Source organism: Streptomyces umbrinus, from assembly GCF_030817415.1.
Taxonomy (GTDB): Bacteria; Actinomycetota; Actinomycetes; order Streptomycetales; family Streptomycetaceae; genus Streptomyces; species Streptomyces umbrinus_A.
This window is the reverse complement of sequence record NZ_JAUSZI010000002.1, coordinates 5,467,885-5,490,394: the sequence shown is the minus strand read 5'-3', so window position 1 is coordinate 5,490,394 and position 22,510 is coordinate 5,467,885. Positions and strand designations below refer to the sequence as shown.

Sequence of the window (22,510 nt, the reverse complement as noted above, 5' to 3'; positions counted from 1 at the left end):
TCGGACCGGGCAGGATTCGTGCCCGCTTTCACAAGTCGTCCCCAAACCGGGGGCCGGCCCTCCTTCGCCCGCCGGGGGTCACTGTCAGTGACGGGGTGCATTCTTGGAGGCATGACGGAAACGGATCTCGGGGAGCTGCGGTCGGAGCTGCGGAAAGCCGTGCGCGGAGAGGTCGCCTTCGACGCGACGGCGAGGGCGCTGACCACCATGGACGCGTCCAACTACCGGCGCGTGCCGCTCGGTGTGGTCGCCCCGAGAGACGCCGACGACGTGGCGGCGGCGCTGTCCGTCTGCTCCCGTCTCCGCGTGCCGGTCGTCGCGCGCGGTGGTGGTACGTCGATCGCGGGACAGGCGACCGGCACAGGTGTGGTCCTGGACTTCACCCGCCACATGAACCGGATCGTGTCCCTGGACGCGGAGGCGCGCACGGCCGTGGTCCAGCCGGGGGTCGTCCTGGACCGCCTCCAGGAGGCGGTCGCGCCGCACGGCCTGCGCTTCGGGCCCGACCCGTCGACCCACAGCCGGTGCACGCTCGGCGGGATGATCGGAAACAACTCGTGCGGGTCGCACTCGGTGGCCTGGGGCACGACGGCCGACAGCGTGCACGAGCTGTCCGTGGTGACGGCCAGGGGCGAGTTCCTGTCACCGGGCAGGTCCTGGTCGGGCGCTCCGGAGGGGCTGCGGGCCCTGGTGGAGGGCGAGTTGGGGCGGCTGCGCACCGGCTTCCCGGACCTGCCCCGCCGTATCTCGGGGTACGCGTTGGACGCGCTGCTCCCCGAGAAGGGCGCCGACGTCGCCCGCTCCTTCTGCGGCTCCGAGGGCACCCTCGGCGTGCTGACGGAGGCGGTCGTCGCTCTGGTCGAGGCCCCACGCGCGCGTGCGCTGGCCGTGCTGGCGTACGCGGACGAGAGCGCGGCCGCCGAGGCCGCCGCGGGCCTGCTGCCGCACCGGCCATTGACGGTGGAGGGCATGGCGGCCGATCTCGTACGGGCGGACGCGGGACTGCCCAGGGGCGGCGCCTGGCTGTTCGTGGAGACGGGCGGCGGCACGGCGGCGGAGGCACGCGGGCGTGCGGACGAGATCGTGCGTGCCGCGGACGTCGTCGACTCCCTCGTGGTCACCGACCCGGCCGGCCAGCGGGCCCTGTGGCGGGTCCGCGAGGACGCGAGCGGCACGGCGACCCGGATGCCGGACGGCACCGAGGCCTGGCCCGGCTGGGAGGACTGCGCGGTGCCCCCGGCCCGACTCGGCCCATACCTGCGGGACTTCAGGGGGCTGCTGACCTCCCACGGCCTGCGCGGCACGCCGTACGGGCACTTCGGGGACGGCTGCATCCACGTACGTATCGACTTCGATCTCCTCTCCCGCGAGGGCATCGGCCGCTTCCGCCGCTTCTCGGAGGAGCTGGCGGAGCTGGTCGTCGCCCACGGCGGCTCGCTCTCCGGAGAGCACGGCGACGGACAGGCCCGGGCCGAACTGCTTCCGAAGATGTACGGGCAGGAGATGGTCGCCCTCTTCGAGCGGGCCAAGGCGCTGTGGGACCCGGACGACCTGCTCAACCCGGGAATGCTGGTCAGGCCCGCCGCCCTGGACGAGAACCTCAGATTCGCCGTGCTCCCGCGCGAGCCGGTGGACGTGGCCTTCGGCTATCCGCACGACGGCGGGGACTTCTCGGCGGCGGTCCGCAGATGCGTGGGCGTCGCCAAGTGCCGCACGGAGACCGCCGGCCCGGGCTCCGGCGTGATGTGCCCCTCCTTCCGCGCGACCGGCGAGGAGGAGCACTCCACGCGCGGACGGGCCCGGCTGCTGCACGAGATGCTCGCGGGCGAGATCGTCACCGACGGCTGGGCGTCCACGGCGGTCCGCGACGCACTGGACCTGTGCCTGTCCTGCAAGGGCTGCCGCTCCGACTGCCCGGTCGGCGTCGACATGGCCACGTACAAGGCGGAGTTCCTGCACCACCACTACGAAGGCCGTCGGCGGCCGCCCGCGCACTACGCGATGGGATGGCTGCCGGTCTGGCTCGGGACGGTGTCCCGCCTGCGCCTGGCCGGCCCGGTCAACTTCCTCGCTTCGGTACGTCCGTTGGCGGCCGTCGCCAAGCGGCTGGGCGGGATCGCGCCCGAGCGGGAGATTCCGCGGGTGGCGGGGGAGACGTTCACCCGGTGGTGGGGCCGCAGGGCCAGGGCGCAGGTGCGGCAGCAAATGCGCGAGGGCGGCGTCGCGTACGAAGAACATCCGGAGGGCCTGCCCAAGACGGTCATCCTCTGGCCGGACACCTTCACGGAGTATCTGTCGCCGTCCGTAGGAAAGGCGGCGGCCCGGGTCCTGGAGGCGGCGGGGATGAGGGTGCTGCCGTGGCCGCCGATGGGTAGGGGGCTTCTGCGGGTGCCGGTCGTGGGCAGGTGGCTTCGGCGGAGGCCGACCATGGGATTGCGGCCGCTACCGGGCGGGACGCCGGGCGAGGGAGTGCCGACCGCCCCGAACCCGCCCGCCTTCCCCCGCTCGGCTCCCCGTGGCCGGGTCTGCTGCGGCCTGACCTATGTCTCCACGGGCCAACTGGACCGCGCCCGCAAGGTGATGCGCCGCACCCTCGACCTGCTGTACCCGCTCGGGGACCCGGCCTTCCCCGGGGAGGGCCCGCCCATCGTCGTCCTCGAACCGAGCTGCGCCGCCGCCCTCCGTACGGACCTGCCCGAGCTGCTGCCCGACGATCCGCGAGCCCAGCGCGTGGCATCGGCGGTCATGACCTTCGCGGAGGCACTCGAACGCCATGCCCCGAACTGGACCCCGCCCCGCCTGGACCGCCCGGTCGTCGGCCAGACCCACTGCCACCAGCACGCGATCCTCGGCGACGCACCGGACCGCCGCCTGCGCACGGCGGCGGGCCTGACCGGCGAACTCTCCGGCGGCTGCTGCGGCCTGGCGGGCAACTTCGGCTTCGAGAAGGGCCACTACGAAGTGTCGGTGGCCTGCGCGGAGGAACAACTGCTGCCGGCGGTCCGGGCGGCGGGCGAGGAACCGGTGGTCCTGGCGGACGGATTCTCGTGCCGCACCCAACTGGAACAGCTCGAACAGCTCGGAGGCCGGAAGGGCAGACACCTGGCCGAGGTGCTGGCGGAGGGTCTGGACGGCCCCGAGACGTAGAGGTCCCGAGACGTAGGGATCCCGAGACGTAGGGATCCCGGGACCAAGGGGATGGCCCACGAGGATCAGGCGTTCGGCACGACGCCGTCAGGGTTCCCGTGGGGGCCTGGAGGGCTGTGCGGCCGTGGTGAGGGCGGTCGTCGGATCCCCCACCGGGGCCGCGGCCTAGTCGACAGGACCAGCACCGCCACCGGACATTCCACCGCAGCGTAAGCTGCAAAACTGTTGTACAGCCCTGACCAAGTCCATTACCCTGGACCGGCAAGTCCACCAAGATGCACTGCAACGTGCATCGAACCACAACTCTCGACCCGAACTTCCTGGACGGCCCCGTGAACATCCCCAGCGCTGACCGGTCCCCGTCGGTCACCGACCCCGCGGCCGCCGTCGCCGGCCCGGCCCCCGTGTCCGACCAGGTCGCCGCCCCCGGGCCCGGCCCGGCGGGCAGCCCGCGAGGGATCCGGGCCCTGGGCCCCGTGGGACTCGTGCTCGCCGGAGGCATCTCCGTCCAGTTCGGCGGCGCCCTCGCCGTGACGCTCATGCCGCGCACCGGAGCGCTGGGCGTCGTCACGCTCCGCCTCGTCGTCGCCGCGATCGTGATGCTCGTGGTCTGTCGCCCCAGACTGCGGGGGCACTCGCGCACCGACTGGGGGACCGTCGTCGTCTTCGGCATCACAATGGCGGCGATGAACGGCCTCTTCTACCAGTCGGTCGCCCGCATCCCGCTCGGCCCCGCCGTCACCCTGGAAGTGCTCGGCCCCCTCGTGCTCTCGGTGGTGGCCTCCCGCCGCGCCCTCAACTTCGTCTGGGCCGGCCTCGCCCTCGGCGGCGTCTTCCTCCTCGGCGGCGGGGGCTTCGACAGCCTCGACCCGGTCGGCGTCGCGTTCGCCCTGTCGGCCGGCGCCATGTGGGCCGCGTACATCGTCTTCAGTGCCCGTACGGGCCGGCGCTTCCCGCAGGCCGACGGGTTGGCGCTTGCCATGGCGGTCGCGGCCGTGCTGTTCCTGCCCCTGGGCCTCGTCGAGTCCGGCACGAAGCTGCTGGACCCGACCACGATCGCCCTGGGCTCCGCCGTCGCCGTCCTCTCCTCCGTGCTCCCCTACACCCTCGAACTCCTCGCCCTCCGCCGCCTGCCCGCCTCCACCTTCGCCGTCCTCATGAGCCTCGAACCGGCCGTCGCCTCGATCGCCGGCTTCCTGGTCCTGAGCCAGACCCTCTCCATGACGGAGGCCCTGGCGATCACCCTCGTCATCGCGGCGAGCATGGGGGCGGTACGGACCCAGGTGGGCCGGGGCAGGGCGAAGGGTCTGGACGCCGGGGCGACGTCTTGACCGATGGTCGGGGGCGGCCGACGTAGCTGGTAGAAAACGCAAATCGTTTCGCAAATAATAGTGTCAGCGCTACAGTCGGGTTCGTGCCCAGGACCCCCAATACCCCCCATCCCCGCAACACCCCGCACCTCCCGCCGGGTGCCATGACCCCGGACGAGAAGGCAGCCATCGACAGTATCCGCACGGCGCGCGCAGTGTTCGACGCCGCCTCCGGCCGCCTTGCAGAGGCCATCAGCAACGCCCTGGCCACCTCCACCCGGCGCGGCTGGCCGGTCCGTGTGGCCGAAGCATCCGGATACACCTCTTCGCGCATCCGGCAGATGCAAGAGGGCCAGATGCGCGAGGTCAAGAGCAGGGCAACTGGTACCGATACAACGAAGGGAACGGCAGCGTGAGCGCGCAGCACGTCGAAACAGCAGGCGACGGACCGCTTATCCCGCGCCCGGAGTGCACCCCCGCCGCCCTCCGCGCGGCCTGCGCCGTGGTTGCCCCGCAGCTTCTGGCCGCCTACGACCAAGCCAAGGACTACGCACTCGCAGAGGCCGTGGAGTACGGCTCCATCAAGCCGGTCCACGCCTACCTCAACCACTGGGCCGCCTTGATCGAGATCGAGCGGCATCCGGGGATGGCGAAGGCTTACCACCACGCTGAATACCTCGCTCACGTCGCGACCGCCCCGGACGAGGCGCGCACACACCTGACCACGGCCAGCGGTATTTACCGTGGGGCGGCCAAGGCGGTGCGCACAGCGTGACCTGGCATTGGGAATACGTCCCGGAGGAGGAGACCGTCGCGTCCGGCGCTCCGCCCGCGTTCATCGGCGAGGTGGAGTAGAAAGCGGACGAACTGGTACGGGCGGCCGAAGCCCTCTACCTCCATGGACCTTCCTTTCAGGGGGCGGACGAGGGGGCGAAGCACGCGTTCGTGGATGGCGGTTTCTTCGTCTACATGGTCACGCCGCGCACAGAACTTGTCACCATCTGGCAGATCACTTCGGATCCTGTCCTCTGAGAGCCGACATTCGCCCAGTTCACGGGCGCCATGCAGGCCGCGTGCATCATGTCCAGCGCACGAACGAGTTGTCCCCTCCCGCGGACGGTCCAACTAGGCGCTCGCCATGGCGGCCACGATCATTGGACGTCTGCCTCTGCTCCCTGGGTGTTACGTGTCGTATTGAGATCAACCACGGGAAGTAAGGCCGGCGGGCACCTGGGGTCTCAGCATGACGCCCGGCACTCCTCCGGCCCAGCCTGCGGGTGCGGGCATGCCCCGCTCCGGCCTCCCGTGGGGTCTGGCGTGGCCGCAATCTTCCTTTTCTCTGTAAAAGGAGTGCTGGACCAGCTCCCGGACGTGATCGACTCCGCCGGGAACGTGCGCGATGCGTGGGACCGCTTCAAGAAGAAGGGCGATGAATCGCCCAAGCCCGACGAGTTGCCGCCTCCAGCGGACGACGAGCCTGAAGTGCCGCCCCCGGCGGACGACGAGGAGCCGCCTGCCGCCGCGTAGACCCGTCGTGGGGTCTCCGTCGCTCTCCCTGGACACAGAAGGCCGCCCCGGGCCGAGCTCCGGGGCGGCCTTCTGTGCGGCGGAAGGGCCGTCCGTGACCTCTACGCGGCGATGGCGAGGCGGAAGGGAATCGGAGCCAGAGCGGCACCCCCGGAAAGAAGAGCGGCACCCCCGGAAAGAGGTGTCGGTGGACCGGTGACCAGCGCGCTCTGTCGATGACGGCGGTCGTCACGAACGCGGTGAAGGGCTCCGCCTTCGATGCCGTGGCAGCTGAGAGTCTCCGGAGTGCCACGCTCTGCAATGCACGTAAATTATCCAAGCACGCTTGATTGTTTCTCTGGTCGCTGCCATGCTCCTGGGCACACCGCGCCGCACACCGCCGTGCCCGAGGGGAGCGCATCGTGACCGATCCGACGCCAGTGTTCGACGATCTGCGCGACGAGAGCGAGGAACTCGACCGGCTGGTGGGGGAGTTGAGCGAGGACGCCTGGGCGCTCGCGACCCCGGCGGCGGGCTGGACCGTCGCTCATCAGATCGCGCATCTCGCCTGGACCGACCGGTCGGCGCTGCTCGCGGCGACCGACCTGGAGGCCTTCGCGGTGGAGGTGGGGAAGGCGCTCGCCGCCCCGGACCGGTTCGTCGACGACGGGGCCGAGGAAGGCGCCGGGCTGCCGCCCGCACAGTTGCTCGCCGAGTGGCGCGCCGGACGTGACGCCCTGCACAAGGCGCTGTGTTCGGCGCCCAGAGGAGTGCGCTTTCCCTGGTACGGGCCGCCCATGTCCGGTGCCTCCATGGCGACGGCCCGGCTGATGGAGACCTGGGCACACGGACAGGACATCGCCGACGCGTTGCATGTGATGAGGCCACCCACCGACCGGCTGCGGCATGTGGCGCGCATCGGGGTGCGGGCCCGGGACTTCGCCTTCGGGGTACGGGGACTCACTCCGCCCGAGGAGGAGTTCCGGGTCGAACTCACTCCGCCCTCCGGCGACGGGGAGCTGTGGACGTACGGCCCCGAGGACGCCGCCCAGCGCGTCACCGGCCCCGCCCTCGACTTCTGCCTGCTCGTCGTCCGGCGGGCCCACCGCGCCGATCTCGCCGTACGGGCGCAAGGGGCCGACGCCGACCGCTGGCTCGACATCGCGCAGGCCTTCGCCGGGCCGCCGGGTACGGGACGCCCCCCGAAGGGAGCCACGGAATGACCGAGGCAGCCCCCGGCCCCAGCCCCGCCCCTCACCCCCGCCCCCTCCGCATCGGCAACGCCTCCGGCTTCTACGGCGACCGGTTCGACGCGATGCGCGAGATGCTCACCGGCGGTCCCCTGGACGTCCTGACCGGCGACTACCTCGCCGAGCTGACCATGCTCATCCTCGGCCGCGACCGCCTCAAGAACCCGGCCGGCGGCTACGCGCGCACCTTCCTGCGGCAGTTGGAGGAGTGTCTTGGGCTCGCTCACGAGAAGGGCGTACGGATCGTCGCCAACGCCGGCGGCCTCAACCCGGCCGGACTCGCCGACGCCGTGAGGGAGTTGGCCCTGCGGCTCGGCATCCCGGCACGGGTCGCGCACGTCGAGGGCGACGACCTCACCGCACGCCACCCCAAGAGCCTCGCCGCGCACGCCTACCTGGGCGGCGAAGGCATCGCCACCTGCCTCCGCGAGGGCGCGGACATCGTCGTCACCGGCCGTGTCACCGACGCCGCCCTGGTCACGGGACCGGCCGCAGCCCACTTCGGCTGGGCACCGGGTGGGGGTCCCCCCGCGCGAGCGCAGTCGAGCGTGGGGGAGTACGACCGGCTCGCGGGTGCTGTCGTCGCCGGGCACGTCCTGGAGTGCGGCACCCAGGCCACCGGCGGCAACTACGCCTTCTTCGCCGAGTACGACCCGGAGCGTCTGCACCACCCGGGCTTCCCCGTCGCCGAAATCCACGAGGACGGCACGAGCGTCATCACCAAGCACGACGGCACCGGCGGCGTCGTGGATCTCGGCACGGTCACCGCCCAGCTCCTGTACGAGACGTCCGGCGCCCGGTACGCGGGCCCCGACGTCACCGCGCGCCTCGACACGGTCCGGCTCACCCAGGAGGGCCCCGACCGGGTACGGATCGACGGCGTGCGCGGCGAGGCCCCGCCGCCCACCCTCAAGGTCGGGCTCAACCGCCTCGGCGGTTTCCGCAACGAGGTCGTCTTCGTCCTGACCGGGCTCGACATCGAGAAGAAGGCCGCGCTCGTACGGGCCCAGCTGGAGACCGCGCTCATGGCGGCCAAGTCCCGTCCCGCCGACGTCCGTTGGGACCTCGCCCGCACCGACCATCCGGACGCCCCCACCGAGGAGACGGCCAGCGCCCTCCTGAGGCTCGTCGTGCGCGACCCCGACCAGAACGCGGTGGGCCGGACCCTCAGCGGAGCCGCCGTCGAGCTGGCCCTCGGCAGCTACCCCGGATTCCATGTGTTGGCGCCACCGGGAAAGGGTGCGCCCTATGGGGTCTTCGAGGATGTGTACGTCCCCCATGGCGACGTGGACCATATGGCCGTCCTCCACGACGGGCACCGGATCCATGTGATGCCGGCCCACGACACCCGCGTACTGGAGCCGCTGGAAGAACCGCCGCTGCCGGAACCGCTGCCCGAGGCGCAGGAACCCCCGGGACCGACCCGCCGCGCCCCCCTCGGCCTCGTCGCCGGAGCCCGCAGCGGCGACAAGGGCGGCAACGCGAACGTCGGCGTCTGGGCCCGCACGGACGACGCCTGGCGCTGGCTGGCGCACACCCTCACCACGGACCGGTTCCGTGAACACCTTCCGGAAACGGCCGACTTGACCGTCGTACGCCACGTCCTGCCGAACCTGCGCGCCCTCAACTTCGTAGTAGAGGGAGTGCTCGGCGAGGGCGTCGCCGCCCAGCACCGTTTCGATCCGCAGGCCAAGGCCCTCGGCGAATGGCTGCGCTCCCGCCACCTCGACATCCCGGAGGTCCTGCTGTGACGGTCCTGGCGTCCGCCCTGGACACCGCCTCCCCCGACTACGCCGCCCACCGCGAGGCCATGCTCGCCAAGCTCACCGAGCTGGACACCGAGCACGCGAAGGCCCTCGCGGGCGGCGGCGAGAAGTACGTCGCCCGGCATCGCAAGCGCGGCAAACTGCTCGCCCGCGAGCGTATCGAGCTGCTCCTCGACCCCGACACACCGTTCCTGGAGCTGTCGCCGCTGGCGGCCTGGGGGAGCGCCTCCCCCGAGTACACAGTCGGCGCCTCGCTCGTCACCGGCATCGGTGTCGTCGAGGGCGTGGAGTGCCTGATCACGGCCAACGACCCGACCGTGCGCGGCGGCGCCAGCAACCCGTGGAGCCTGAAGAAGGCCCTGAGGGCGAACGACATCGCGCTCGCCAACCGCCTGCCGTGCATCAGCCTCGTCGAGTCCGGTGGCGCCGACCTGCCCTCCCAGAAGGAGATCTTCATCCCCGGGGGAGCCATCTTCCGTGACATCACCCGGCTCTCGGCGGCCGGTATCCCGACCGTCGCGGTCGTCTTCGGGAACTCCACCGCGGGTGGCGCGTACATCCCCGGCATGTCCGACCATGTGATCATGGTCAAGGAGCGGGCGAAGGTCTTCCTCGGCGGTCCGCCGCTGGTCAAGATGGCCACCGGCGAGGAGAGCGACGACGAGTCGCTGGGCGGCGCCGAGATGCACGCGCGCGTGTCGGGCCTCGCCGACCACTTCGCCGTCGACGAGCAGGACGCCCTCAGGCAGGCGCGGCGCGTCGTCGCCCGCCTCAACCACCGCAAGGCGTACGGCGATCCGGGCCCGGCCGCCCCGCCCAAGTACGACGAGGACGAACTCCTAGGCATCGTCCCCGGGGACCTGCGCACCCCCTTCGACCCCCGTGAGGTCGTCGCGCGTCTCGTCGACGCCTCCGACTTCGACGAGTTCAAGCCGCTGTACGGGAGCAGCCTGGTCACCGGCTGGGCGACGCTCCACGGCTACCCCGTCGGGGTGCTGGCGAACGCCCGAGGAGTCCTCTTCAGCGAGGAGTCCCAGAAGGCGGCCCAGTTCATCCAGCTGGCCAACCAGCGGGACATCCCGCTCCTCTTCCTGCACAACACCACCGGCTACATGGTCGGCAAGGAGTACGAGCAGGGCGGCATCATCAAGCACGGCGCGATGATGATCAACGCGGTGAGCAACAGCCGCGTACCGCACCTCTCCGTGCTCATGGGCGCCTCCTACGGAGCGGGCCACTACGGCATGTGCGGCCGCGCCTACGACCCGCGCTTCCTGTTCGCCTGGCCCAGCGCCAAGTCCGCCGTCATGGGCCCCCAGCAGCTCGCGGGCGTCCTGTCGATCGTCGCCCGGCAGTCCGCCGCCGCGAAGGGGCAGCCGTACGACGAGGACGCCGACGCCGCCCTACGCGCCATGGTCGAGCAGCAGATCGAGTCCGAGTCCCTGCCGATGTTCCTGTCCGGGCGGCTGTACGACGACGGGGTCATCGATCCCCGCGACACCCGCACCGTCCTCGGCCTGTGCCTGTCCGCGATCCACACGGCGCCCTACGAGGGCGCACGCGGCGGCTTCGGCGTCTTCCGGATGTGAGAGGTCCCATGATTTCGAGTGTGCTGGTCGCCAACCGGGGCGAGATCGCCTGCCGAGTCTTCCGAACCTGCCGTGAGTTGGACATCCGAACTGTCGCCGTCTACTCGGACGCCGACGAGAACGCCCTCCACACGCGCGTGGCCGACACCGCGGTACGCCTGCCGGGCTCGACGCCCACCGAGACGTATCTGCGCGGCGAGCTGATCGTGAAGGCCGCGCTGACGGCGGGCGCGGAGGCTGTGCACCCCGGGTACGGCTTCCTGTCCGAGAACGCCGACTTCGCGCGGGCCGTCCTCGACGCGGGCCTGGTCTGGATCGGCCCGCCGCCCGAGGCGATCGAGGCGATGGCCTCCAAGACCCGCGCCAAGGAGCTGATGGCGGCCGCCGGCGTGCCGTTGCTCGCCCCCCTTGACCCCGGCGCGGTGACCGAGGCCGATCTGCCGGTCCTGGTGAAGGCGGCTTCGGGCGGTGGCGGCCGCGGCATGCGGATCGTCCGCGAACTGCCCGACCTGGAAGGCGAGTTGAAGGCCGCGTCGACTGAGGCGCAGAGCGCCTTCGGGGACGGCACGGTCTTCGTCGAGGCGTACGTCGAACGCGGACGCCATGTCGAGGTGCAGATCGTCGCCGACACCCACGGCACCGTGTGGGCGTACGGCACCCGCGACTGCTCCCTCCAGCGCCGCCACCAGAAGGTCATCGAGGAGGCCCCCGCGCCGGCCCTCGCCCCCGGCGTCGAGAAGCGCCTGCGCTCCGCGGCGACGGCCGCCGCGCGCACGATCACCTATACGGGCGCGGGCACCGTCGAGTTCCTGGTCTCCGGGGACGACGTCCACTTCCTGGAGATGAACACCCGCCTCCAGGTCGAACACCCCGTCACGGAGGCCGTGTTCGGCATCGACCTGGTCGCCCTGCAGCTGAGCGTCGCCGAGGGAGCCGCCCTGGACGGCGACCCTCCATCGCCCTCCGGCCACGCGGTCGAGGCCCGCCTCTACGCCGAGGACCCCGCCCAGAACTGGGCCCCGCAGACCGGCACCCTGCACCGCCTCTCCGTACCCGGCATCCGCCTGGACACGGGCTACGAGGACGGCGACACGATCGGCGTCCACTACGACGCCATGCTCGCCAAGGCCGTCGCGTACGCCCCCACGCGCGCGGAGGCCGTCCGCCGCCTCGCCGGCGCCCTGGAGCGCGCCACGATCCACGGCCCGGTCACCAACCGCGACCTCCTCGTACGCTCCCTGCGCCACGAGGAGTTCACGACGGCCCGCATGGACACGGCCTTCTACGAACGCCACCTGGCCGACCTCACCACGGCCGCCCCGGACCCGTACGCCCCCCTGGCCGCCGCCCTCGCGGACGCCCACGGCCGTTCCCGGTTCGGCGGCTGGCGCAACCTGCCCTCCCAGCCCCAGACCAAGCGCTACGCCTCGGCGCACGGCGAGCACGAGGTCCACTACCGGCGCACCCGCGAGGGCCTGACAGCCGACGGTGTCCGCGTGCTGAGCGCCGCCGCGAATCTCGTCGTACTCGAAATCGACGGCGTACGCCGGAAGTTCGACGTCACCCGCCACGACGACCGCGTCTACGTGAACACCACCGCGCTCACCGTCCTGCCCCGCTTCCCGGACCCCGCCGCCCAACAGGCCCCCGGCTCCCTCCTCGCCCCCATGCCCGGCACGGTCGCCCGCATCGCCGACGGCCTCACCACCGGCTCCGCCGTACAGGCCGGAGACCCCCTCATCTGGCTGGAGGCAATGAAGATGGAACACAAGATCACAGCCCCAGCGACAGGCACGCTGACGGCCCTGCACGCAGTCCCCGGCCAACAGGTAGAGGTGGGCGCCTTGTTGGCGGTCGTCCAGCAAGGGCCGCCCCTTTAGGCGAGCCGGGACCAACTGCTTTTAGGGGCGCGGGGAACTGCGCGCCCAGCCACAACGAACGCGCACCCTCCACACAACAGAACCCCCCTCCCCCTGAGGAGCCCCATGACAACCGTCCTCGAAACAGACGAACACAAGGCCCTCCGAGCAGCCGTAGCAGCCCTCGGCACCCGCTACGGCCGCGAATACCTCACCAAGGTCATCGCCGCGGGCGCCCACCCCGACGAACTCTGGTCAGAGGCAGCCAAGCTCGGCTACCTGGGCGTCAACCTCCCCGAGGAATACGGAGGCGGAGGCGGTGGCATCGCCGAACTCTCCATCGTCCTGGAGGAGTTGGGCGCCGCAGGCTGCCCTCTCCTCATGATGGTCGTCTCCCCGGCCATCTGCGGCACAGTGATCGCCCGCTTCGGCACGGACAACCAGAAACAGGACTGGCTCCCGGCCCTGGCCGACGGAACCCGCACCATGGCGTTCGGCATCACCGAACCCGACGCCGGCTCCAACAGCCACCGCATCACCACGACGGCCCGCCGGGACGGAACCGACTGGATCCTCACGGGCCGCAAGGTCTTCATCTCCGGCGTGGACATCGCGGACGCCACGCTCATCGTCGGCCGCGCGGAAGACGCCCGTACGGGCAAACTCAAGCCCTGCCTGTTCATCGTCCCGCGCGACGCCCCCGGCTTCGAGCGGCGGCAGATCGACATGGAACTGCACGGCGCGGAGAAGCAGTTCGAGCTGACCCTCGACGACGTACGCCTGCCCGCCGACGCACTCGTCGGAAACGAGGACGCGGGCCTGCTGCAGCTCTTCGCGGGCCTCAACCCCGAGCGCATCATGACCGCCGCCTTCGCGATCGGCATGGGCCGCTACGCCCTCTCCCGGGCCATCACCTACGCCCGCGAACGCACCGTCTGGCGGGACCCCATCGGCGCCCACCAGGCCATCGCGCACCCCCTCGCGCAGGCACACATCGACCTGGAACTCGCCCGTCTGATGATGCAGAAGGCGGCCTTCCTGTACGACTCCGGGGACGACGCGGGAGCCGGAGAGGCCGCCAACATGGCCAAGTACGCGGCCGGCGAAGCCTGTGTCAAAGCGGTCGACCAGTCCGTGCACACCCTCGGCGGCAACGGCCTGACCGGCGAGTTCGGCCTCGCGTCCCTCATCACCGCGTCCCGCGTGGCCCGGATCGCCCCCGTCAGCCGGGAGATGATCCTCAACTACGTCTCGCACCAGACCCTGGGCCTGCCGAAGTCCTACTAGCACTATCTCCTCTACAACTTCCGGCTCCTGGAAAGGGCCCGCCATGGTGTTCCGCAGCGAGTACGAAGACGTCCCCGCCGTCGAAGAACCCATCCACGAGGCGGTGCTGGGCCGCGCCGCCTCCCGGGGCGACACGCCCGCGCTGATCGACGGCGTGGACGGGATGACCCTCACCTACGCCCAACTCGACACGTTCCACCGGCGGATCGCCGCCGAACTCGCCGACCTCGGGGTCGGCAAGGGGGACGTGCTGGCGCTGCACAGCCCCAACACCGTCGCCTTCCCGGTGGCGTTCTTCGCCGCCACGCGCGCGGGGGCGTCGGTCACCACCGTGCATCCGCTCGCCACGCCCGAGGAGTTCGCCAAGCAGCTGCGGGACTGCAAGGCCGAGTGGATCGTCACCGTGTCACCGCTCCTGGACACGGCCCGTACGGCGGCCGAACTCGCGGGCGGCGTACGGGAGATCTTCGTCTGCGACCAGGCACCCGGGCACCGCTCGCTGCTCGACATGCTGGGCTCCACGGCCCCCGAGCCGCAGATCGACATCGACCCGGTGGAGGACGTGGCGGCCCTCCCGTACTCCTCCGGGACGACCGGCATCCCCAAGGGCGTGATGCTCACCCACCGGAACATCGCCACCAACCTGGCGCAACTGTCGCCCACCATGCCGATGGGCCCCGGCGACCGCATCCTCGCCGTCCTGCCGTTCTTCCACATCTACGGGCTCACCGCCCTCATGAACGCGCCGCTGAGGCAGGGCGCCACCGTCGTCGTGCTGCCGCGCTTCGACCTCGAAACGTTCCTCGCGGCCATCGAGAAACACCGCATCACCGGCCTGTTCGTGGCTCCGCCGATCGTCCTCGCCCTCGCCAAGCACCCGGCCGTCGAGGGCTACGACCTGTCGTCCCTGGAGTACATCATCAGCGCGGCCGCGCCCCTGGACGCCGAGCTGGCGGAGGCCTGTTCGCGCAGGCTGGGACTGCCGCCCGTAGGCCAGGCGTACGGCATGACGGAACTCTCGCCCGGCACCCACGTCGTGCCCCGGGACTCCCCGAACCCGCCCCCCGGAAGCGTCGGAAAACTCATCCCCGCCACGGAGATGCGGATCGTCTCCCTGGACGACCCCGGCAAGGACGTCGGCGTCGACGAGCGCGGCGAGATCGTCATCCGCGGACCGCAGGTCATGAAGGGCTACCTCGGCCGCCCCGAGGCGACCGCCGCGATGATCGACGAGAACGGCTGGCTGCACACCGGGGACGTCGGGCACGTCGACGCGGGCGGCTGGCTGTACGTCGTCGACCGCGTCAAGGAACTCATCAAGTACAAGGGCTTCCAGGTGGCCCCCGCCGAGTTGGAGGCGCTCCTGCTCACCCACCCCGGCATCGCCGACGCCGCCGTCATCGGCGTCTACGACAGCGACAACAACGAACGGCCGCACGCGTACGTGGTGCGCCAGCCGGCCGCCGACGACCTCACCGAGGACGAGGTCATGGGGTACGTCGCCGAGCGGGTCGCCCCGTACAAGAAGATCAGGCAGGTCGTCTTCATCGAAGGCGTGCCCAGGGCGGCCTCCGGCAAGATCCTGCGGCGGGAACTGAGGGAGCGGGCATGACGGTGGTACGGCGGGAACCGAGGGAGCGCGCATGACAGTGGTACGGCGGGCGCACGAGCGCGGGATCACCACCCTCGCGCTCGACGCGCCCGAGCGGCGCAACGCCCTCTCCGCCCGACTCGTGGGGGAGCTGGCGGACGCGCTCACGGAGTGCGGCAAGGACGGTGACGTGCGCGCCGTCGTCCTCACCCACACCGGCAACACCTTCAGCGCGGGCGCGGACCTGCGCGACCCGCCGGACCCCGACGTCCTGGTCGCCCTGCTGCGCCGGATCGTCGAACTGCCCAAACCGATCGTCGCCCGCGTCACCGGCCATGTGCGCGCGGGCGGCCTCGGACTGCTCGGCGCCTGCGACATCGCCGTCGCCTCCCAGGAGGCCACGTTCGCGTTCACGGAGGTACGCATCGGGGTCGCCCCGGCCGTGATCTCGCTGCCCCTGCTGCCGCGGCTCGACCCGCGCGCGGTGGCCCGCTACTACCTCACGGGGGAGAGGTTCGACGCGGCCGAGGCCGCCCGGATCGGCCTCGTCACGGCGGCGGGCGAGGACGCCGACGACGTACTCGCGCCCGTGCTCGACGGGCTGCGCCGGTCCTCCCCACAAGGGCTCGCCGAGACGAAACGGCTGCTCACGGCTAAGGTGCTGGACACCTTCGACCGGGACGCGGCCGACCTCACCGCGCTCTCGGCCCGGCTGTTCTCCTCCCCGCACGCCCGCGAGGGAATGACGGCCTTCCTCGAACGACGGGATCCTCCATGGGTGCGGTGAACAGTGGTGCCACGACGGGCGGCGTGGTGAACGGCGCGCCGCTGGTCGAGCGCGTCCCCAAACAGGACCGCAGCCGGGCCACCCGCCGGCGCCTCCTCGAAGCCGCGGTCGCCTGCCTCGCCGAACACGGCTGGGCAGGCTCCACGGTCTCCGTCGTCGCCGAACGCGCCGGCGTCTCCCGGGGCGCCGCCCAGCACCACTTCCCGACCCGCGAGGACCTCTTCACGGCAGCCGTCGAGTACGTCGCCGAAGAACGCTCCACCGCCCTGCGCGACCTGTTCCCCGACGGCCCCACGAACCGCCACTCGGTCGTCGCCGCCCTCGTCGACCTCTACACCGGCCCCCTCTTCCGAGCCGCCCTCCACCTCTGGGTGGCCGCCTCCAACGAGGACCAACTACGCCCCCGTGTAACGGAGTTGGAGGCCCACGTAGGCCGCGAGACCCACCGCATAGCCGTCGAACTCCTCAACGCCGACGAATCCCGCCCCGGCGCCCGCGAAACCGTCCAGGGCTTCCTGGACATGTCCCGGGGCCTCGGCCTCGCCAACCTCCTCACGGACGACGGGGCCCGCCGGGAACGAGTGGTCGCCCAGTGGTCGAAGATCCTGGACGAGGTGCTGGGCTGAGGGCCCTCTCCCTCAAGGACTGAGCCGCTCCAGCCGCCACGACCCGTCCTCCCGGGTCACATAGCGCAGGCGGTCGTGGAGGCGGTTCTCGCGGCCCTGCCAGAACTCGATCGACTGCGGGGCGACGCGGAAGCCGCCCCAGTTCGGGGGGACCGGGACCTGTTCGCCCTCCGGGTAGCGAGTGGCCAGTTCGGCGTACGCGGTGTCCAGTTCGGCGCGGGAGGAGATCACCGCGGACTGGGTGCTCGTCCAGGCACCGAGCTGGGAGCCGTGCGGACGGGTGCGGAAGTACGCGGCCGTCTCGTCACGGCCCGTGCGCCGGGCCGTACCGCTGACGATGACCTGCCGGGCCATCGCGTGCCACGGGAAGAGCAGGGAGACGTACGGGTTGCCGGCGAGATCGCGCGCCTTGCGGGACTCGTAGTTGGTGAAGAAGACGAAACCCTGTTCGTCGTACTGCTTCAGGAGGACCGTGCGGGAGCTGGGCCGCCCCTCGGCGTCCGCGGTGGAGACGACCATGGCGTTCGGCTCGAACATCACGCCGTCGGTGGCGGCCAGGGCGAACCAGCGCGCGAACTGCTCCATCGGGTGGTCGGCCAGCTCGGTCTCGTCGATTCCCTCGGCCCGGTAGTGCTTGCGCATCAACGCCGGGTCGAGGACGGGTTCACGGTCGGTCACGCGGTCATCCTGCCGTATTCCGAAAGGCGACAGAGGAGCTCGCGGCGGGCGTGGCCTTCGTCACGCCGTGGCACTCAGTGCCGCGTACTCTCCCCAAAGGTGACACCAAGGGATATCGTCCTGCTTCCGAAACGGTTGGGTGACCGCCATCCGGACGGGGCATCACCGGGGTGACGTACGGACCGCGAGTCCACGAGGCGACCGCGGAACCGGACGGCCACACCCGTCACAGACATATGGTCACGAGCACCCTCGCACACCCCGCAAACCATCTGTCGCACACATCATGAGGAGCCGCCTGATGTCCGACTTCGTACCCGGGCTCGAAGGAGTCGTCGCTTTCGAGACGGAGATCGCCGAACCGGACAAGGAGGGCGGCGCCCTGCGGTACCGGGGCGTCGACATCGAGGATCTGGTCGGCCACGTCTCCTTCGGCAACGTCTGGGGACTGCTCGTCGACGGAGCCTTCAACCCCGGCCTGCCGCCCGCCGAGCCGTTCCCGATCCCCGTCCACTCCGGGGACATCCGCGTGGACGTCCAGTCCGCGCTCGCCATGCTGGCGCCCGTGTGGGGCCTGCGCCCCCTCCTCGACATCGACGAGCAGCAGGCCCGCGCGGACCTCGCCCGCGCCGCCGTCATGGCCCTCTCGTACGTCGCCCAGTCCGCCCGCGGCCAGGGCCTGGCCATGGTCCCGCAGCGCGAGATCGACAAGGCCCAGTCCGTCGTCGAACGCTTCATGATCCGCTGGCGCGGCGAGCCCGACCCCAAGCACGTCGCGGCCGTCGACGCCTACTGGACGTCCGCTGCCGAACACGGCATGAACGCGTCCACCTTCACGGCCCGCGTCATCGCCTCCACCGGCGCCGACGTGGCGGCGGCACTCTCGGGCGCCGTCGGAGCGATGTCGGGCCCGCTGCACGGCGGCGCCCCCTCCCGCGTCCTCGGCATGATCGAGGAGATCGAACGCACCGGCGACGCCGACGCCTACGTCCGGCAGGCCCTCGACAAGGGCGAGCGGCTGATGGGCTTCGGCCACCGCGTGTACCGCGCCGAGGACCCCCGCGCACGCGTCCTGCGCCGCACCGCCCGCGAACTCGGCGCCCCCCGCTTCAAGGTCGCCGAGGCCCTGGAGAAGGCGGCTCTGGCGGAGCTCCACGCCCGCCGCCCGGACCGCGTCCTCGCCACGAACGTCGAGTTCTGGGCCGCCATCGTCCTCGACTTCGCCGAGGTCCCGGCCCACATGTTCACCTCGATGTTCACCTGCGCCCGCACCGCCGGCTGGTCCGCGCACATCCTGGAACAGAAGCGCACGGGCCGGCTCGTACGGCCCTCCGCACGCTATGTCGGACCGGGCACCCGCAACCCGCGCGAGATCCAGGGCTACGAAGACATCGCCCACTGATTTCTCATGTGTTCAGGGCACATGTGGCGGTTCTCCATGGGGAGCCGCCACACCTGTCTTACGCGGGCCACGCGGGCCACGCGGGTCGTACGGATCATGCGGTCACGCTGGGACCAGCAACTCCGCGTGATGACGGGCCGCGACCAGTGGATGCGCCCGCAGCTTGCCCTTCAGCTCGTTCCGCCCGTACTCCGCGAAGAGCGGGTTCGCCGGGTCGCTCGTCACCCCGGGCGCGGCGGAGGCGTACGGGAAGGGCAGCGGCTCGATCCGGGCGTCGAGCCGCGGGTTGTAGAAGAAGGGAACGGAGAACCGCTCGGTCGCACCGGCCGGACTCACCACCCGGTGATTGGTGGCGACGAGATACCCGTCGGTGGCCACCTCCAGCAGCTCACCCAGATTCACCACGAACGCCCCCGGGATCGGCGGCACGTCATGGAACAGCCCGTCCTCCCGCTGCACCTGCAACCCGCCCACCTGGTCCTGCAGCAGCAGCGTCAGGAACCCGTAGTCCTTGTGCGCCCCGACCCCCTGACCGGCACCGTCCCTCGCACTGCCCGGATACCGGACCAGCTTCAGATGCGGATGGGCACGCTCGCCGAACACCGGCTCGTAGAAACCGGCGGGCGCGCCGATGGCGGTGAGCAGCTCGCGCAGCAGCCGCGCCGCGACGGAGCTGAGCCGGTCGATCCACGCCAGGGCGGCGGTACGCAGCTCCGGCAGCGCGGCCGGCCACTGGTTGGGCCCCTCCAGCCACCAGTACGCGGGCTCACCGGGACCGGGTGTCCGGGCGGTCCGTTCCGCACCTATGTCGAGCTGGTCGCGCCAGTCCTGGCTGCCGCCGGTGCGCTCGTCACCGGTCCGCGTATAGCCGCGGAAATGCGGCGAGTTGACGTTGTCGATCGCGAGCCGGTCCGCCTCCGGAAGCGCGAAGAACCGACGCATCGCGTCGAGCAGGGCAGCGGTCTCGCCTTCCCCCACCCCGTGCCCCACGAGCTGGAAGAACCCCACGTCGTGAGCGGCACTGTGCAACTGAGCGTGCAGCAGCGCACGCGCCTGAGGCCCGCGACCGGCCGCGGAAAGATCAATGATCGGAAGCTGCCGATACGGCTGATACGGCTCGTCCGGCGAAGGCGAAGAGGACTGATACGGCTGATCCGACGGGTTCGTCGCCACGTTCGGGTTCGTCATGGTGTGCGTCCGCATGGGTTACGGGCCCGGGGCAGCCGCCGAGGGTGGGGCGGGGACCACAGGTACCAGGTGAAAGAGCTGAAGGGGGCTGAGGTCAGGCAGAAGGCCGACAGCCCATGCTCGTGACGCGCACGTAGTCCACGTGACGGCGTCGAACGAGCATCGGAAGCATGGCGCAAGAGTACTCCGGCTCACCCAATACGCCAGTGCCGCGCCTCACACACCTGCGAAACGCAGACGACCCGCGAACTCTGGTCCCCTCCGAGGAGGGAGCCGGCCGGACTTACCGGCGAGCTCGCGGGTCGGGTGACTGCTTGAGATTGGGCCGGCTGCACGCTCGTCTCACGCGCTGGTCCGGCACCGCACTGAATGTGGTGACGGGCCGCTAGCCCGCAGCCACCTCACGCGTCCGGTTTGCATACATCTGCCAAACCACCTCCCTTCTCGTGTCCCCACACCCTAAGAACCGTTCGGACGTCGCTCAACCGGTTTTTCGAGACGTCGACTCCACTGGCTCTTGCCTGGCGGCGTACCCGTAGCCATCGCCCCGCTGCACAAGCCGGAGGTTCCGGTAACGGACGTTGAAGCGGCCTGCAGGTGTGGTGAGGCTGTGCTGTCCCATGGCCCGCACTGAGATACGCCCTGTCCATGTGCCCGCCCATTTGCCGATCGGCACGACGGCTCGTACGAGATCCCCGGTGACGTACCCGAAGTGCTGCTTTGTCCGGGCCCGCCGAAGGCGAGGGAACCCGAACCGGTCCGGTGTGGTGCGGGCGTACGAGCCGCGTCCAGTGGCCTTGACGATGAGGACCTGCACCGGCAGTCGGACGATCGCGTCGCCGCTCTCGTGATCCAGACGTCCGACGGACAGGGCGTCCAAAGTGTGGGTCTTGCCCAGTCCCATGGCGGTGCGGGTTCCACTTGGTACGGCCGCCCGACCAGGCGTGGACCGGTCTCCCGAGGGTTTCCAAAGCCTCTGTGAGCCGCCATCGGGTGGCGTTCATGGCGGCGGCGTCATGGAGCGGTGTCCTGACCTGGCGGAGGATCTTCGCGAGGCGGTCGGGTCGGTGAGCCAGAAAGATTTCGACGGGCGTGCTGCCTTTGGCCTGGTTGCAGGGAACGCAGGCGAGGACAAGGTTCGAGACACGGTCCGAGCCTCCGCGGCTCCGGGGCCGGAGATGGTCGATGTTCAGAGGTACGCAGGTGGCGTCGCAGTAGGCGCAGGCGCGGTTCCACTTGGTGAGGAGGTAGGAGCGGATTTCGGTTCCGGCGAGCGTGCCCTGTTGCTGCTCGGCTCTGGTGAGGGGCCTGCCTGCGCTCATGGCGTGGGTGTCGAAGGCGACGCGTTCCATGTGGATCTCGGTGACGGGTGCGTATCGGCACATGCGCCTGGCCAGGGAGACGGTGGTGTCGACGCGGTGGCGCAGTGAGGGCGGCAGCCATCCTCCGGGGCGGGTGCGGTTGTTCGAGCGGGGTACTCGGTAGCGGCAGTTGACTGATCGGCGCCTGTGGCGATAACCGGCGCGCTGTTGCATGCACATGCGGATCTGATCGCCCCGGTGCTGGAGTTCGACTGAGATCAGTCCGCGCCGGACGGTGACAGTGGCGCCCTGCTCGTCGGCTTCCTTCTTCTCGTCGGTGAGGGCGAGACCCGTGCCCTTGGAGCCGGGGTCGATGCGTAACTGCACGCCGTCGACCTCTGACTCGGCGAGGGTGCGGTCCTTCAACCGGATGGTGAAGGGAACCTGCCGGGCGACCACGGCCCGCCCTTTGCCGAGGAGTTCGCGTGCGCGGGCGGGATGGCAGGGCATGAGGGGTCGGCCGTCCTTGGAGAGGACGAAGACCCTGCTCGCGCCGATGCCACCGGCGTACGTATGGCCCTGCGCGGGAACGTCACCGCTCCCGTTCTCTGCCGTCTCCATCGCCGAAGCGCTGGTTTCGGCGTGACGCCGACGGGGTCCGGTGCCACGCCCGTCGGTCTCCCCTCGCCCATGTTCCCTGCCGGTGCCCCGCGCGGTGGCGGGGTGTCCGTGAGCCGTTTCGTCCCTGCTCCCAGGGGTGTCTGCTCCCACGGATTCCAGAGCAGGCTGCTGAGGAAGCACAGCCTGGTGGGTCTGCTCGCCTGCAGGAAACGTAGTCATCGAGGGCACCTCCCTGATCTTCGGATCGTGATGACTGGGGCTGGTCACTCGACCCGTCCGTGACAGGCACAGGCTGCGGCTTGCGGCCGAGGAGCGAGTGACCTCCTTTCGGCGTGTTACAGACGACGCTAGGGATCAAGGGGCCCCGAGGAAGCCGATCTCCTCCGAAAACGCCCATTCGTGCGAATCAATCCCATTCCTCGAACGCGCACCCGATCTTGCTGCTACGTACGCCGACCCGGCGGCGCCTGCTGTGACCTGGGACTCCGCCGATCCGCACGTTCCCGTCGGCGATCCCGGTGTCCGGTGTGGCTGCGTCCATGTCTGGCCTCCGAGCCTGGGAGGCCTGGGCCCCACACAACGATTTCCTCAATCTTGTGGGA

General features: G+C 70.7%; 18 protein-coding genes and 1 pseudogene. 14 read left to right on the top strand and 5 right to left on the bottom strand.

Features of this window, described 5'->3' with window-relative positions:
- The first annotated feature begins 111 nt into the window (after nucleotides 1-111).
- The 13 genes from QF035_RS23830 to QF035_RS23770 all read left to right on the top strand — a co-directional run bounded on the left by QF035_RS23830 (nucleotide 112) and on the right by QF035_RS23770 (nucleotide 16,718).
- Nucleotides 112-3,147: an FAD-binding and (Fe-S)-binding domain-containing protein gene (locus QF035_RS23830; protein ID WP_307522577.1), complete on the top strand. Its 3,036-nt coding sequence runs from the start codon at nucleotides 112-114 to the stop codon at nucleotides 3,145-3,147.
- Nucleotides 3,148-3,551: 404 nt separating this feature from the next.
- Nucleotides 3,552-4,478 (top strand): EamA family transporter, encoded by a 927-nt coding sequence (locus QF035_RS23825; RefSeq protein ID WP_307531372.1) that lies wholly within the window; start codon nucleotides 3,552-3,554, stop codon nucleotides 4,476-4,478.
- A gap of 143 nt (nucleotides 4,479-4,621) precedes the next feature.
- Nucleotides 4,622-4,873, top strand: coding sequence for a hypothetical protein (locus QF035_RS23820; protein ID WP_307522575.1), 252 nt, complete (start codon nucleotides 4,622-4,624; stop codon nucleotides 4,871-4,873).
- Entirely contained in the window at nucleotides 4,870-5,232 is a 363-nt protein-coding gene (locus QF035_RS23815; RefSeq protein WP_307522573.1) for a DUF6247 family protein, read from the top strand. The genes QF035_RS23820 and QF035_RS23815 overlap by 4 nt, the downstream gene beginning before the upstream one ends.
- Nucleotides 5,233-5,807: 575 nt before the next feature.
- Entirely contained in the window at nucleotides 5,808-5,984 is a 177-nt protein-coding gene (locus QF035_RS23810; RefSeq protein ID WP_307522571.1) for a hypothetical protein, read from the top strand.
- Between the two features lie 401 nt (nucleotides 5,985-6,385).
- A complete protein-coding gene (locus QF035_RS23805; RefSeq protein ID WP_307522570.1) occupies nucleotides 6,386-7,186 on the top strand; it encodes a TIGR03084 family metal-binding protein in 801 nt (266 codons plus the stop codon).
- Complete coding sequence (locus QF035_RS23800; protein ID WP_307522569.1) at nucleotides 7,183-8,964, top strand: acyclic terpene utilization AtuA family protein; 1,782 nt, start codon at nucleotides 7,183-7,185, stop codon at nucleotides 8,962-8,964. Before QF035_RS23805 ends, QF035_RS23800 begins: the two co-directional genes overlap by 4 nt.
- On the top strand, nucleotides 8,961-10,568 hold the full coding sequence (locus tag QF035_RS23795) for an acyl-CoA carboxylase subunit beta (protein WP_307522568.1): 1,608 nt from the start codon (nucleotides 8,961-8,963) through the stop codon (nucleotides 10,566-10,568). Before QF035_RS23800 ends, QF035_RS23795 begins: the two co-directional genes overlap by 4 nt.
- 8 nt (nucleotides 10,569-10,576) lie before the next feature.
- Nucleotides 10,577-12,448: an acetyl/propionyl/methylcrotonyl-CoA carboxylase subunit alpha gene (locus tag QF035_RS23790; RefSeq protein WP_307522567.1), complete on the top strand. Its 1,872-nt coding sequence runs from the start codon at nucleotides 10,577-10,579 to the stop codon at nucleotides 12,446-12,448.
- Nucleotides 12,449-12,553: 105 nt separating this feature from the next.
- Nucleotides 12,554-13,714 (top strand): acyl-CoA dehydrogenase family protein, encoded by a 1,161-nt coding sequence (locus QF035_RS23785; protein WP_307522566.1) that lies wholly within the window; start codon nucleotides 12,554-12,556, stop codon nucleotides 13,712-13,714.
- Between the two features lie 46 nt (nucleotides 13,715-13,760).
- Nucleotides 13,761-15,326: a 4-coumarate--CoA ligase family protein gene (locus QF035_RS23780; RefSeq protein WP_307531370.1), complete on the top strand. Its 1,566-nt coding sequence runs from the start codon at nucleotides 13,761-13,763 to the stop codon at nucleotides 15,324-15,326.
- A gap of 31 nt (nucleotides 15,327-15,357) precedes the next feature.
- On the top strand, nucleotides 15,358-16,092 hold the full coding sequence (locus QF035_RS23775) for an enoyl-CoA hydratase family protein (RefSeq protein ID WP_307522565.1): 735 nt from the start codon (nucleotides 15,358-15,360) through the stop codon (nucleotides 16,090-16,092).
- The gene (locus QF035_RS23770) at nucleotides 16,080-16,718 is read left to right on the top strand and encodes a TetR/AcrR family transcriptional regulator (protein ID WP_307522564.1); all 639 of its coding nucleotides are present in this window, start codon (nucleotides 16,080-16,082) and stop codon (nucleotides 16,716-16,718) included. Before QF035_RS23775 ends, QF035_RS23770 begins: the two co-directional genes overlap by 13 nt.
- 12 nt (nucleotides 16,719-16,730) lie before the next feature.
- Here QF035_RS23770 and pdxH read toward each other — a convergent pair whose 3' ends face one another.
- Nucleotides 16,731-17,396 carry a pyridoxamine 5'-phosphate oxidase gene (gene pdxH, locus QF035_RS23765; RefSeq protein WP_307522563.1) on the bottom strand — a complete coding sequence of 222 codons (666 nt, stop codon included), beginning with the start codon at nucleotides 17,394-17,396 and terminating at the stop codon, nucleotides 16,731-16,733.
- 301 nt (nucleotides 17,397-17,697) lie between these two features.
- Between pdxH and QF035_RS23760 the strand changes: the two genes are divergently transcribed.
- On the top strand, nucleotides 17,698-18,798 hold the full coding sequence (locus QF035_RS23760; protein ID WP_307522562.1) for a citrate synthase 2: 1,101 nt from the start codon (nucleotides 17,698-17,700) through the stop codon (nucleotides 18,796-18,798).
- Nucleotides 18,799-18,900: 102 nt separating this feature from the next.
- Here the strand turns inward: QF035_RS23760 and QF035_RS23755 are convergent, their stop codons facing one another.
- The 4 genes and pseudogenes from QF035_RS23755 to QF035_RS23740 all read right to left on the bottom strand — a co-directional run bounded on the left by QF035_RS23755 (nucleotide 18,901) and on the right by QF035_RS23740 (nucleotide 22,449).
- Nucleotides 18,901-19,986 (bottom strand): isopenicillin N synthase family dioxygenase, encoded by a 1,086-nt coding sequence (locus tag QF035_RS23755; RefSeq protein ID WP_307522561.1) that lies wholly within the window; start codon nucleotides 19,984-19,986, stop codon nucleotides 18,901-18,903.
- 481 nt (nucleotides 19,987-20,467) lie between these two features.
- Nucleotides 20,468-20,890: a hypothetical protein gene (locus QF035_RS23750; protein WP_307532045.1), complete on the bottom strand. Its 423-nt coding sequence runs from the start codon at nucleotides 20,888-20,890 to the stop codon at nucleotides 20,468-20,470.
- Nucleotides 20,891-20,948: 58 nt separating this feature from the next.
- A pseudogene (gene iscB / locus QF035_RS23745) lies at nucleotides 20,949-21,797 on the bottom strand (RNA-guided endonuclease IscB); the annotation flags it as partial.
- Nucleotides 21,798-22,314: 517 nt separating this feature from the next.
- On the bottom strand, nucleotides 22,315-22,449 hold the full coding sequence (locus QF035_RS23740; RefSeq protein WP_307522560.1) for a hypothetical protein: 135 nt from the start codon (nucleotides 22,447-22,449) through the stop codon (nucleotides 22,315-22,317).
- Between the last annotated feature and the right edge of the window lie 61 nt (nucleotides 22,450-22,510).

Excerpts from the sequence above, each read along its gene's own strand:
- QF035_RS23830 (WP_307522577.1), top strand. The coding sequence starts at position 112 with ATGACGGAAACGGATCTCGGGGAGCTGCGGTCGGAGCTGCGGAAAGCC.
- QF035_RS23820 (WP_307522575.1), top strand. The coding sequence starts at position 4,622 with ATGACCCCGGACGAGAAGGCAGCCATCGACAGTATCCGCACGGCGCGC.
- QF035_RS23800 (WP_307522569.1), top strand. The coding sequence starts at position 7,183 with ATGACCGAGGCAGCCCCCGGCCCCAGCCCCGCCCCTCACCCCCGCCCC.
- QF035_RS23790 (WP_307522567.1), top strand. The coding sequence starts at position 10,577 with ATGATTTCGAGTGTGCTGGTCGCCAACCGGGGCGAGATCGCCTGCCGA.
- QF035_RS23785 (WP_307522566.1), top strand. The coding sequence starts at position 12,554 with ATGACAACCGTCCTCGAAACAGACGAACACAAGGCCCTCCGAGCAGCC.
- QF035_RS23775 (WP_307522565.1), top strand. The coding sequence starts at position 15,358 with ATGACAGTGGTACGGCGGGCGCACGAGCGCGGGATCACCACCCTCGCG.
- QF035_RS23770 (WP_307522564.1), top strand. The coding sequence starts at position 16,080 with ATGGGTGCGGTGAACAGTGGTGCCACGACGGGCGGCGTGGTGAACGGC.
- QF035_RS23760 (WP_307522562.1), top strand. The coding sequence starts at position 17,698 with ATGTCCGACTTCGTACCCGGGCTCGAAGGAGTCGTCGCTTTCGAGACG.
- QF035_RS23755 (WP_307522561.1), bottom strand. The coding sequence starts at position 19,986 with ATGACGAACCCGAACGTGGCGACGAACCCGTCGGATCAGCCGTATCAG.
- QF035_RS23750 (WP_307532045.1), bottom strand. The coding sequence starts at position 20,890 with ATGGGACTGGGCAAGACCCACACTTTGGACGCCCTGTCCGTCGGACGT.
- QF035_RS23740 (WP_307522560.1), bottom strand. The coding sequence starts at position 22,449 with ATGGACGCAGCCACACCGGACACCGGGATCGCCGACGGGAACGTGCGG.